The sequence below is a fragment of the Streptomyces sp. NPDC050743 genome, from assembly GCF_044456925.1.
Taxonomy (GTDB): Bacteria; Actinomycetota; Actinomycetes; order Streptomycetales; family Streptomycetaceae; genus Streptomyces.
On the sequence record NZ_JBITGJ010000031.1, the window covers coordinates 51,329 to 61,990 of the forward strand.

A 10,662-nucleotide genomic window follows, 5' to 3' on the forward strand; every position below is an offset into this window, starting at 1 on the left:
GCCGTCACCGGCGCCTGTCCGGCCCCCGTGTCACGGCCCCGTCCGGCGGGATCTCCCCGTCCACCACGAACTCCACGACCACCGGGCCGGGCTGGGAGAGTACGTCCGCCCACACCGAGGCGACGTTCCGGGGCCGGTCGCAGCGGACGGCCGGCAGGCCCGCGAGCCGGGCCCACTCGGCGTACGGCATGGCCGGGACCTCGGCGGACAGCGGGATCAGCGGATCGCCGGCCACAGCCCGGCGCTGCCAGGTCAGCCGGTCAGGTCGCCGTTGTTCGGGACGCAGAACACCAGCGGGGGAAGGCCCGCCAGCCGGTCCAGATGGCGCCGGACGGTGATCAGTTCGTTCAGGCCGCCTGCCTGGAAGGCGCCGTCGCCGACGAGGGCGACGACCGGCCGGTCGGGAGCGGCCAGCCGGGCGGCCACGGCGTAGGGCACGGCGGTGCCCGGCAGGCCGAGGTGCCCGGACAGCAGCGAGCGCATGCCGTTGCGGAGCCGGAGATGGCGGGTCCACCAGTCCAGCGAGGTCCCCGAGTCGGTGACGACGACGGCACGGTCGGGCAGCCGCGCGGACAGCTCGGCGACGACCGCACGCGGATGCTGCGGACGGATCGTCGGATTGACGGACGTGCCGAATTGACTTGCTCCTCGGGCTGAAGCCCCAGGATTCTGGCCGTCCGGTCCGGTGCTGTGCCGCTACGCAGCACGGGCTCCGGCTCGGATTCCATGGCTTCCTGCTTCACCGCGCGGTGCCGGAACACGTTCCGGTCTTACCTGCCGGCAAACGAGCCCGGCCGCCGTTTCGGCCGCGCGGAGCCGGGGCACCCGTGCCACGCTCGAGACAGAGCACCGAGAGTGAGGGACTCAGCACGGGCGGAAGGCGAGCACACGGTGGCGGTGTCCGAGGAGCGGCGTCCGGCCCGGGGCGAGGGGCGCGGTGAACGCCTGACGTCCGCGCTGGACCAGCGGCTGCCGGTCTCCGCGGCCGGCAAGGAGTTCCCTCGCAAGTCGTTCCCGGACCACTGGTCGTTCCTGCTGGGCGAGTTGGCGCTGTACAGCCTCCTCGTGCCGGTGAAACTGCTCACCCGCTCCCTCCGCACGGCGCTGTTCGTGCTGCCGTTCCTGACCTATCACGCCCCCAAACGGGCCTGCCTCGGCCTGCAGGCCGCCGACCGGCGGCGGCTGCTGGACGGCGAGACGACGGCGGAGGTGCGGCGCACGGCGGGCGGCGGCTACGAGGAGGCGCACACGCTGCTGTCCCGCGAGGAGGCCTACCGCATCCTCGTGCGCGACACGCCGCGGCCGCGTGCGCAGGGCACGGAGGCCTGGCGGTGGTTCCACCGGCACCGGCTACGCAACGCCCTGAGCCGCTGGTACTTCGGCAAGAGCGGGGAGATGCCGGCCACCGCCTGGCAGCGCCGCCGGGTGGCGTTCGTGCGGGCGGCGCCGGGCGAGGTGTCCGAGGGGGCCGAGAAGTCATGAGCGAGGAGGTACGGCGATGAGGGACGGCGACGAGGGCCGCGGACATCTGTGGTACGGCCCGCAGCCGGACGTGGCCGGGGACTCCGGATACCCGGACGCGCCGCCGAGGATGGGTTTCTTCACCGACACCTCGGTGTGCATCGGCTGCAAGGCCTGCGAGGTGGCGTGCAAGGAGTGGAACGCCATCCCAGAGGACGGGCTGGTCCTGACGGGCATGTCGTACGACAACACCCAGAGCCTGGGCGCCGACACCTGGCGGCATGTGGCCTTCATCGAGCAGCGGGGGCCGTTCGGCGGGCAGGAATCCGGGGTCGCGCACGACGACGTCGACGTGTTCGCCGCCGCGGCCCGCCTCGGCACCGACGCCTCCTCCCCCGGCCCGGGCGCCACCGCTCCCCCGCCCGGGCAGGCCCCCGAGGGCGCGCCCGCCGGGCGGATCTCGCCCCTGGCCCCGGACGGCCGCACCGAGTTGCGCTGGCTGATGTCCTCGGACGTGTGCAAGCACTGCACGCACGCCGCCTGTCTGGACGTGTGCCCCACCGGCTCACTGTTCCGCACCGAGTTCGGCACGGTCGTCGTCCAGGAGGACATCTGCAACGGCTGCGGGTACTGCGTGCCCGCCTGCCCCTACGGGGTCATCGACCAGCGCAAGGACGACGGCCGGGTCTGGAAGTGCACGCTGTGCTACGACCGGCTCGGTGCCGGCATGGAGCCCGCCTGCGCCAAGTCCTGCCCCACGGACTCCATCCAGTTCGGCCCGCTCGAGGAACTGCGGGAGCGGGCGCAGGGCCGGGTGGCGCAGCTGCACGCGGCCGGCGTGACCGACGCACGGCTGTACGGCGAGAGCCCGGACGACGGGGTCGGCGGCGACGGCGCGTTCTTCCTGCTGCTGGACGAGCCGGAGGTCTACGGCCTCCCGCCCGACCCGGTGGTCACCACCCGGGACCTGCCCGACATGTGGCGGCATGCGGCGCTGGCCGCCGGCGCGCTGATGGCCGTGGCGCTGGGCAGCTTCGCAAGGAGGCCTCGATGAGCGAGTCGGACGTCACCCGGGACGGCGTACAGGGCGTACGGCCCGGCAGGCAGGCGCCTACGGGCGCGGACGGGAGGCGCCGCCGGCGTCGGCGCGGGCGGGGCGAGCAGCCGCTGGTTCCGGAGGCCGCGTTCTCGTCGTACTACGGCAAACCGGTGCTGAAGAAGCCGACATGGAAGCCCTTGGACATCGCCGGATACCTGTATCTCGGCGGTCTGGCCGGGGCGTCGTCGCTGCTCGCGGCCGGCGGCCAGGCCACCGGGCGGCCGGGGCTCGCGGCTGCGGCGAAGTTCGGGGCGGCCGGGGCCATCTCACTGTCGCTGGCGGCGCTCGTCCATGACCTGGGCAGGCCGGCCCGGTTCCTGAACATGCTGCGCGTCCTGAAGCCCACGTCCCCCATGAGCGTGGGCTCGTGGCTGCTGGCGGGGTACGCGCCGCTGACGCTGACCGCCGCGGCGACCGAGGTGGCGGGCCGGTACCGGCTGCTGGGCTCGGCCGCCACAGCGGCCTCCGCCGTCCTCGGCCCGGCCGTGGCCACGTACACGGCGGTGCTGCTCTCGGACACGGCGGTGCCGTCCTGGCACGAGGGCTACCGGGAGCTGCCGTTCGTCTTCGCGGGCTCCGCCGCAACAGCGGCCTCCGGCCTGGCCCTGGCCGCCGCCCCGACCACTCAGGCCGGGCCGGCCCGCCGGCTGGCCGTGCTCGGGGCCGCCCTGGAACTGGGCGCGTTCCAGGCGATGAAGGGGCGCATGGGCCTGACCGCGGAGCCCTTCGAACAAGGCAGGCCGCACCTGCTGCTGCGCGCGGCGGAGGCGCTGACGGCGGGGGGCGCGGCCCTCGCGCTCCTCGGCGGGCGGGACCGGCGTCTGGCCCTGGCGGCCGGAGCCGCACTGCTCACCGGCTCGGCGGCCCTGCGCTTCGGCGTGTTCCACGCCGGGGTGGCCTCCGCCGAGGACCCGAAGTACACGATCGTCCCGCAGCGGGAGCGCCTGGAGCGGCGCGCGCACTGACAGCCTTCAGAACCTGGAGCGCGCCGACTGGGCCTGGACGAGCTCGGCCGCCTCCTCCTCCGTCTCCACGCAGGGCGGGGAGCCGGCCAGCGGCTTGTTGGCGGTCTCCTTCATGCACAGCACCGCGACGACGCCGACGGCCGCGGCGGCCGACGCGTAGTAGGCGGGCATGAGAGTGCTGTGGAAGACGCTGATCAGGGCGGTGATGACCAGGGGGGTCGTGCCGCCGAACAGCGAGGTGGAGAAGTTGTAGGCGATCGCGAGGGAGCCGTACCGGACGTGGGTGGGGAAGAACGCGGGGAGCGCCGCCGACATCGTGCCGAGCAGCGCCACCAGGGAGAGCCCCAACAGCAGCAGGCCCAGGCCGATGAGGAGGACGCTGCCCTGCCGGATGAGCAGGAAGGACGGCACGGAGAGGACGAGGAAGCCGAGCATCCCCGTCATCAGCAGCGGTCTGCGCCCGAAGCGGTCCGAGAGCCGCCCGACCTGGTTGATGACGCACATCTGGACCACCATCACGATGACCAGGATCAGCAGCCCGCGGTCGGTGTCGTAGCCGAGTTCGTCGGACAGGTAGGTCGGCATGTACGACAGCAGCATGTAGTCGGTGACGTTGTACGCGGCGACGAGCGCGAGGCACAGCACCAGCGGCCGCCAGTGGTGGGTGAAGATCTCGCCGAGGTCGGCGGTGGCGGAGGTCTCCACCGCGGCGGCGTCCTCGGCCGCCCTGACCTGGCCGCCCTCCAGTTTCTGGAAGGCGGGCGTCTCGTCCAGCCTGAGCCGCAGGTAGAGGCCGATGAGACCGAGCGGGGCCGCGACCAGGAAGGGGATGCGCCAGCCCCAGTGCAGCATCTGGTCCTGGGTGAGGACACCGCTGAGGACCACGACCAGGCCGGAGGCCCCGACGTACCCGGCGAGCGTGCCGAACTCCAGGAAACTGCCGAAGAAACCGCGCCGCTTGTCGGGTGCGTACTCCGCGATGAAGGTCGCCGCGCCCCCGTACTCCCCACCGGTCGAGAAGCCCTGCACCAGCCGGAAGAAGATCAGCAGGGCCGGGGCCACGACGCCGATGGCGGCGTGCGAGGGGATGAGACCGATGGCGAAGGTCCCCACCGCCATCATGATCACGGTGACGGCGAGGATGCTCCTGCGGCCGATCTTGTCGCCGAGCGGCCCGAAGACCATGGCGCCGCGGGGCGCACCAGGAAGGCCACCGAGAACGTCGCGAAGGAGCTGATCAGTTGGGCGGTGTCGCTCCCCGAGGGGAAGAAGACCTTCCCGATCGTCGAGGCCAGATAGCTGTAGATGCCGAAGTCGTACCACTCCATCGCGTTGCCGAGGGCGGCGGCCTTGGTGGCGCGCCTGACGACGGCCTCGTCGGTCACGGTGATGTCGCTGCGGCGCAGCTTCGGGTGGCATCGTTTCTCGATCGCGCGGAACAGCACCCGGTGCCGCCTCACGGCCGCGGGGTCCACCGACGCGTCGTCGCCCGTCGCCGCCATGAAGGTGTTCCTTCCGCCGTACGTCCTCCCAGACAGACCGCCTGCGCAGATCTCGCGGCCTCAAACGGAACGGATCGCACGGGTACGAGGAGTGAGGACCGGCATCTTTCGGTGAGTTTCCAGGCCGGACGACGGCACGCCGGCCCGCGGCACGGCTCGGTGTGTGTGCCCGTGCCCCGGTAGGGGAACTTCGTCCTTCCGGGTGCGCGCCCCGGTGAGAGGAGCCCCTGTGACAGCGTCAGCGGCGGACGGTCGGCACGCGGGCGCCCGGGAGGCCGGATACGAGCCGGATCCGCAACGGTGGCGGGCCCTGTGGGTCACCCTGGTGGCCGGCTTCATGAGCCTGCTGGACGTGACGATCGTGGCGGTCGCCCTGCCCACGATCCAGCGCGATCTGCACGCCTCCCCCGCGCAGGTGCAGTGGGTCGTGTCCGGATACGCCCTCAGCTTCGGCCTGGCCCTCGTCACCGCGGGCCGCCTCGGCGACGCGCTGGACCGGCGCCGCATCTTCCTGCTGGCCCTCAGCGGGTTCGTGATCTTCAGCGCGGCCTGCGGAGCCGCCCCCGACATCACCCTCCTGGTGGTGGCCCGCCTCGCCCAGGGACTGGCGGCGGGCTTCATGGCCCCGCAGAACTCCGCGCTCATCCAGCAGATGTTCCGCGGCGCCGAGCGCGGGCGCGCCTTCGGCTTCTTCGGCGCCACCGTCGGCCTGTCGGCGGCCACCGGGCCCATCACCGGCGGTGCCATCCTCGCCCTGGCCTCCGGAGCCCAGGGCTGGCGGTGGATCTTCTACGTCAACGTCCCCATCGGCATCCTGGCCGTGCTCCTCGGCCGCCGCCTGTTGCCCCGCACCCGGCGGTCCGGCCGCGGGCACGTGGACGTGCCCGGCGTCCTGCTTCTCGGCCTCGGTGTCTTCGCGCTGATGTACCCGCTGGTCCAGGCGGACTCCGGCGGCATCGGCCGCGTGTGGTGGCTGTTCTGCGCCGGCGCGGCGATCCTCGCCGGCTTCGCCCGCCGGCAGCACCGCCTCGTCGCCCGGGGCGTCCAGCCCCTGCTGGACCCGCGCCTGTTCACCACCGTGCGCGGGTACGCCGTCGGCGCCGGGGTCGGCACGCTGTACTTCATCGGGTTCAGCGGGGTGTGGCTGGTCTTCGCGCTGTTCTACCAGCACGGCCTGGGCTTCTCCCCGTTGCGGTCCGGCCTCGCCGTGACTCCCTTCGCGCTGGGCTCGGCGGGCTCGGCCGTGCTCGCCGGCCGGCTGGTGGACCGGTTCGGACGGCTGCTCACCGTGTGCGGCCTCACCGCCGTGATGGTGGGCCTGGGCGGCACCGCGCTGCTGCTCCGCCTCGGGCCGCCCGGCATCGTGCCCTGGGCCGCCGCCCCGGTCCTGTTCCTGGCCGGCGTCGGCAGCGGCTTCGTCGTCTCCCCCAACATCACCATGACGCTGCGGGACGTGCCGGTGCGCATGGCGGGCGCGGCGGGCGGCGCGCTGCAGACCGGGCAGCGGCTGGGTGCCGCGGTGGGCACCGCCGCCCTGCCCGGCATCTTCTACCTGGTGCTGGGCCGGAGCCACGACTACCGCGCCGCCCTCGCCGTCGCGCTGGGCGCCGCCCTCGTCGGCATGGCGGCCTCCCTGGGGCTCGCGACCTTCGACTTCCGGCGCGACCGGCGCAGGCCCCGGCCGCACCGGAAGTGCCCGCGGGAGGTCGCCAACAACCCCGTGCGCTCCCGGCAGACCTGAGGTCTTCGTTCCACCGACGGGAGCGACGGCACGGTCGCGCGCCCACGACCTTCCGTCCGCCCCTGCCACCGACAACCGTGTCCGGTCCGGGCGCCCGGCGGCGTGGTTGAGGCGTCGGCGCCGCCACGGTCACATGGCGCCGAGCCGGGCCGCCAGGTCCGGCAGTGCGGTGGCGGTCAGGTCGGCGGGGTGTGCCGTCGAGGGGTAGGGGCGTGCGGTCCGGCGCAGCCAGGCCGTGGCCAGGCCCGCGCGGGCGGCGCCGTCGACGTCCCACGGGTGCACCGAGACCAGCAGTGCCGCACCGGCCCGCACACCCAGGGCGTCCAGCGCGTACGCATAGGCCTCCCGCGCGGGCTTCCAGCGGCTTGGGGCCTCGACGTCCAGGTGGGACGCGAAGCAGTCGGCCAGTCCGGCCCGTTCGAGGACCGCGCGGGTGGTGCCGGCGGAACCGTTCGTCAGGGTCGCCAGCCGGTACCCGGACGCGCGCAGGGCCCGTACCCCGCCGGGCACGTCAGGGTGCAGGGGCAGTTCCGGCAGACCGGCGAGGACGTGTGCCGCGGCCTGCTCCGGGTCCGTGGCACCCGCTTCACCGGCCGCCAGCGCCCGCAGCCCGTCCCCGGCGACCGCCGCGAAGGACGCGTGGCCTCCGGCGAGGGTCAGCGCCACGCCGTCGCGCAGCACCCCGGCGAACCAGGCGGACAGCATGTGACCGGGCAGACCGACGTGCTCCAGGCGGCCGGCGAGCGCGGTCATGTCGGTGAGCGTTTCGTTGACGTCGAAGACCAGGACGCGTGGCCGGTCAGCGGCCAAGGGGATCACCTCCGGGCATGGGCAGGGCGAGCTCCCGCGCCTGGCGTTCCTCCCGGTTCACCCAGGACCAGGTGACGGCCGCCGCGGCGATGCCGACCGGCAGCATGCCGACGATCATGGCCAGCCCCTCGCCGAGCGGCCCGCGGCGACGACGGCCACGGCGGGCAGGTCCAGCAGCGGCGTGGCGAGGAACAGGTACAGACAGCGGCCCGGGTCGTCGAGGCGGTGCCGGGTGCGGGCGACGACCGGGAGCCAGAACAGCACGGCGGCCACGAGGAGGGCCGGCGCGGTGACACGGGCGCCGCCGGGCGGGGACAGGCCCGCGAACGCGCCGAGTACGGCCCAGGCATGGACCAGCACCAGCAGGGGCAGGGCCACGACGGCGGGGACGCTGATGCGCTCCCACAGCGCGGAGCGCCGCAGGACGTGGACGACGCCCGGTATCACCACGGCGACCAGGAGGGCGGAGAGGGCCATCGGGGCGATGGACATGTGGGTCGGGTGGTCCATTCCGTCCTCATCTCTCCCGGGCCGCCGTGCCGCGCGCCGCGAGGGCCGCCGACACGCCCAGCAGGGGCACGGCGACGGCCAGCAGCCAGCGGCCGTAGACGAAGCACAGCCCGACCAGCAGCAGGCCGACCGCCGCGGCCGGGACGGCGCCCGCGCCCCGGTCCGGGACGTGATAGCGGACGTGATGGTCGGGAGCCGCGCGCGAGGACAGCAGCACCGCCACCGCCGCCAGTTGGAGGACCAGGACGACTGCGCCCCACAGCCAGTAGACCAGCGCGCTCTCGCCGTAGACCGCCAGGACGGCGAGGAGGACGCCGTTCAGCAGGCCCCAGCAGGCGACCACCGCCGCGGGCAGGTGCCGTTTCACGGCGCGCTCCGCTCCCGCCGCCTGAGGTCCAGCAGCGGGGCGAAGCTGCTGACGGGCGGCGGCGGACGGTCGGCCGGGAAGTTCAGGCGCGGCGGCGGGGAGGTGGTGGCCCACTCCAGGGTGTGCGCGTCCCACGGGTCGGCGCCGGCGGGCTCGGCACGCCCCAGTGACCGCCTGCGCAGCGTCCAGAGCACGTTGACGGCGAACACGGTCATGCCGGCGGCGAGGAAGGCGGCGCCGATGGTCGCGAGCAGGTTGAGCAGGCCGAACCCGTCGAAGACGGCGTAGGTGGCGACCCGGCGCGGCATGCCGAGGTAGCCGAGCGCGAACATCGGCAGGAAGGTCAGGTTGGTGCCGATCACCAGCAGCCAGAAGTGCAGACGGCTCATGCCCTCGTCGAGCGCGGTGCCGGTGACCTTCGGGAACCAGAAGTACACGGCGGCGAAGAGGCCGAAGGCGCTGCCCGCGAAGAGCACGTAGTGCAGATGGGCCACGACGAAGTAGCTGTCCGTCACGTGATAGTCGATCACGGGGGTGCCGACCATGATGCCGGTGAGGCCGCCGATCAGGAACTGCGGGACGAACGCGAGCGCGAACAGCATCGGGGTGCGCAGCCGCAGCCGGCCGCCGACGAGCGTGCCGAGCATGCCGAAGTACTCGACGCCGGCCGGGACGAGCAGGGCCATGGAGGTCAGGGAGTAGTAGTCGTTGGCCGCCTGGCCGGTGGCGAACATGTGGTGGCCCCACACGCTCATCGACAGCGCCGCGAACACCAGCAGCGACAGGGCGGTGCCCCGGTAACCGAAGAAGCGGCGCCCGGAGAAGACCGCCAGCACCTCGGCCACGGCGGCGAGGTAGGGGAAGAACATCACCAGGCAGGTGGCGATCATCGCCCAGCAGAACACGGGCAGCCGGAGCATGGTCATCCCGTGGGTGCGGCGGCGCAGGACGGTCCACAACACCGCCCAGCCCATGAGGATCGTGCCGGTGACCGCGAGGAAGACGCCGACGATCCACAGGTCCGTGCCGGCCCCCGGCGAGTGCTCGCTGTCGGCCATCGGCGGGTAGGAGAACCAGCCGTCGGCCGCCGCCCCGGTGGGGATGGCGAACCCGGCGAGCAGGGTGAGCGCGCCGAGAACGTAGAGCCAGTACCCGAGCAGGGTCAGGCGGGGCAGCGCGATGCCGGGAGCACCGATCTGCCGCGGCACCAGGTAGACGCCCATGCCGATGGCGAACGGGGTCATGACCAGGTAGATCATGCCGGACCCGTGGAGGGTGAACAGCTGGTCGTAGGTCTGCGGGTGAACAGGGTCTCGTCGGGCTGGGCGAGTTGGGCCCGCATGAGCAGGGCGAAGAAGCCGTAGACGGGTAGGAGCGCCAGGGAGGTGCCGACGGTCAGCAGCCCGATGCGCTTGTGGTCGGTGGTGGAGACCCAGCCGAGCCAGCCGCCCGGCGGCACGGGACGTCCGGCGCCGCCGCGCTGCTCGGCGGCGGGCGGTGCGATCGTCATGCCGCACCGGCCCCGCCGTGCGCCCAGCGGTCGTACTGCCGCGGCGGGACGGCCTTGACGTGGAAGTCCATGGCGTAGTGCCGCTGCCCGCAGAACTCCGCGCACCGGCCGCGCCAGCGGCCCGTCCGGTCCAGGGTGAGGGTGAAGGTGTTCACGCGTGGTGCGGCAAGGCGTCCATCTTGTAGCGCAGGCCCGGCACCCAGAAGGAGTGGATGACGTCCCGCGCGGTGACGTGGAACTGCACGGTGCGGCCGGTCGGCACGAGGAGCGTCGGGACGTCCTTGCCCTTGCAGGTGCCGGAGACGCTGCGGTGCGCCGGGGACTGCGGATAGCCGAAGGTCCAGCACCACTGGAAGCCGGTGACGTCGACGCGCAGCGGCGCGGGGTCGGCGGCGTGCCGCTCCTCGTGGTTCTGCCAGGCGGTCCAGGCCACCAGGAAGACCGCGAAGGCGGCGAGGGCGCCGACGTAGAAGGCCTCCAGCCGGGGCCGCTCGGGCCGGTCGGACGTCTCGGCCCGCCGCCGCACCAGCACCCGGGCGAGCACGCCGACGATCACCAGGAACACGCAGCCCGCGACGATCGACTCCAGCGTGAACACGGTCCCGAAGACGTGACGCTGCCTCACCGCGCCGTCCTCTCCGCGCCTTTGCCCGCCGCCCTCGTCCCGCTGCCCCTGCCGCTCATGCGATCGCTCCCG

14 protein-coding genes and 1 pseudogene are annotated in these 10,662 nt (G+C 73.4%); 4 read left to right on the top strand and 11 right to left on the bottom strand.

Going from position 1 to position 10,662, the window contains the following annotated elements:
* Positions 1-4: 4 nt before the first annotated feature.
* Positions 5-235: a hypothetical protein gene (locus ACIBJF_RS26980; RefSeq protein WP_399177456.1), complete on the bottom strand. Its 231-nt coding sequence runs from the start codon at positions 233-235 to the stop codon at positions 5-7.
* Between the two features lie 17 nt (positions 236-252).
* Entirely contained in the window at positions 253-483 is a 231-nt protein-coding gene (locus ACIBJF_RS26985) for a thiamine pyrophosphate-dependent enzyme (protein WP_399177458.1), read from the bottom strand.
* 408 nt (positions 484-891) lie between these two features.
* Here ACIBJF_RS26985 and ACIBJF_RS26990 point away from each other — a divergent pair, with 408 nt between their 5' ends.
* The 3 genes from ACIBJF_RS26990 to nrfD are packed head-to-tail and all read left to right on the top strand — an operon-like array spanning position 892 to position 3,525.
* Complete coding sequence (locus ACIBJF_RS26990; protein WP_399177459.1) at positions 892-1,482, top strand: hypothetical protein; 591 nt, start codon at positions 892-894, stop codon at positions 1,480-1,482.
* 16 nt (positions 1,483-1,498) lie between these two features.
* Positions 1,499-2,515, top strand: a complete 1,017-nt coding sequence (locus ACIBJF_RS26995) for a 4Fe-4S dicluster domain-containing protein (protein ID WP_399177461.1) — start codon at positions 1,499-1,501, stop codon at positions 2,513-2,515.
* Positions 2,512-3,525: an NrfD/PsrC family molybdoenzyme membrane anchor subunit gene (gene nrfD, locus ACIBJF_RS27000; RefSeq protein ID WP_399177463.1), complete on the top strand. Its 1,014-nt coding sequence runs from the start codon at positions 2,512-2,514 to the stop codon at positions 3,523-3,525. The genes ACIBJF_RS26995 and nrfD overlap by 4 nt, the downstream gene beginning before the upstream one ends.
* 6 nt (positions 3,526-3,531) lie before the next feature.
* Here nrfD and proP read toward each other — a convergent pair.
* Positions 3,532-5,027: pseudogene (gene proP, locus ACIBJF_RS27005) on the bottom strand (glycine betaine/L-proline transporter ProP).
* 229 nt (positions 5,028-5,256) lie between these two features.
* On the opposite strand from proP, the gene ACIBJF_RS27010 reads away from it, so the two are divergent.
* Positions 5,257-6,768 (top strand): MFS transporter, encoded by a 1,512-nt coding sequence (locus tag ACIBJF_RS27010; RefSeq protein ID WP_399177465.1) that lies wholly within the window; start codon positions 5,257-5,259, stop codon positions 6,766-6,768.
* Between the two features lie 129 nt (positions 6,769-6,897).
* Here ACIBJF_RS27010 and ACIBJF_RS27015 read toward each other — a convergent pair whose 3' ends face one another.
* From ACIBJF_RS27015 to ACIBJF_RS27050, 8 genes are read right to left on the bottom strand one after another with little or no spacing between them, the layout of a single operon-like run.
* On the bottom strand, positions 6,898-7,578 hold the full coding sequence (locus tag ACIBJF_RS27015; RefSeq protein WP_399177467.1) for a haloacid dehalogenase type II: 681 nt from the start codon (positions 7,576-7,578) through the stop codon (positions 6,898-6,900).
* Positions 7,568-7,696, bottom strand: coding sequence for a hypothetical protein (locus ACIBJF_RS27020; RefSeq protein ID WP_399177469.1), 129 nt, complete (start codon positions 7,694-7,696; stop codon positions 7,568-7,570). The genes ACIBJF_RS27015 and ACIBJF_RS27020 overlap by 11 nt, the downstream gene beginning before the upstream one ends.
* Positions 7,693-8,088, bottom strand: coding sequence for a hypothetical protein (locus ACIBJF_RS27025; RefSeq protein ID WP_399177470.1), 396 nt, complete (start codon positions 8,086-8,088; stop codon positions 7,693-7,695). Before ACIBJF_RS27025 ends, ACIBJF_RS27020 begins: the two co-directional genes overlap by 4 nt.
* Positions 8,089-8,095: 7 nt before the next feature.
* Complete coding sequence (locus ACIBJF_RS27030; RefSeq protein ID WP_399177471.1) at positions 8,096-8,455, bottom strand: hypothetical protein; 360 nt, start codon at positions 8,453-8,455, stop codon at positions 8,096-8,098.
* The gene (locus ACIBJF_RS27035) at positions 8,452-9,714 is read right to left on the bottom strand and encodes a cbb3-type cytochrome c oxidase subunit I (RefSeq protein WP_399177472.1); all 1,263 of its coding nucleotides are present in this window, start codon (positions 9,712-9,714) and stop codon (positions 8,452-8,454) included. Before ACIBJF_RS27035 ends, ACIBJF_RS27030 begins: the two co-directional genes overlap by 4 nt.
* Positions 9,711-9,965 carry a hypothetical protein gene (locus tag ACIBJF_RS27040; protein ID WP_399177474.1) on the bottom strand — a complete coding sequence of 85 codons (255 nt, stop codon included), beginning with the start codon at positions 9,963-9,965 and terminating at the stop codon, positions 9,711-9,713. The genes ACIBJF_RS27035 and ACIBJF_RS27040 overlap by 4 nt, the downstream gene beginning before the upstream one ends.
* Positions 9,962-10,120 (bottom strand): hypothetical protein, encoded by a 159-nt coding sequence (locus ACIBJF_RS27045; protein ID WP_399177476.1) that lies wholly within the window; start codon positions 10,118-10,120, stop codon positions 9,962-9,964. The genes ACIBJF_RS27040 and ACIBJF_RS27045 overlap by 4 nt, the downstream gene beginning before the upstream one ends.
* Entirely contained in the window at positions 10,117-10,590 is a 474-nt protein-coding gene (locus tag ACIBJF_RS27050; protein ID WP_399177478.1) for a cytochrome c oxidase subunit II, read from the bottom strand. Before ACIBJF_RS27050 ends, ACIBJF_RS27045 begins: the two co-directional genes overlap by 4 nt.
* Positions 10,591-10,662: the final 72 nt, after the last annotated feature.

What these genes read in the sequence shown, in the direction of transcription:
- ACIBJF_RS27020 (WP_399177469.1), bottom strand. Translation starts at nt 7,696, where the DNA reads ATGATCGTCGGCATGCTGCCGGTCGGCATCGCCGCGGCGGCCGTCACC.
- ACIBJF_RS27025 (WP_399177470.1), bottom strand. Translation starts at nt 8,088, where the DNA reads ATGGACCACCCGACCCACATGTCCATCGCCCCGATGGCCCTCTCCGCC.
- ACIBJF_RS27040 (WP_399177474.1), bottom strand. Translation starts at nt 9,965, where the DNA reads ATGACGATCGCACCGCCCGCCGCCGAGCAGCGCGGCGGCGCCGGACGT.
- nrfD (WP_399177463.1), top strand. Translation starts at nt 2,512, where the DNA reads ATGAGCGAGTCGGACGTCACCCGGGACGGCGTACAGGGCGTACGGCCC.
- ACIBJF_RS26985 (WP_399177458.1), bottom strand. Translation starts at nt 483, where the DNA reads ATGCGCTCGCTGCTGTCCGGGCACCTCGGCCTGCCGGGCACCGCCGTG.
- ACIBJF_RS27035 (WP_399177472.1), bottom strand. Translation starts at nt 9,714, where the DNA reads ATGATCTACCTGGTCATGACCCCGTTCGCCATCGGCATGGGCGTCTAC.
- ACIBJF_RS26995 (WP_399177461.1), top strand. Translation starts at nt 1,499, where the DNA reads ATGAGGGACGGCGACGAGGGCCGCGGACATCTGTGGTACGGCCCGCAG.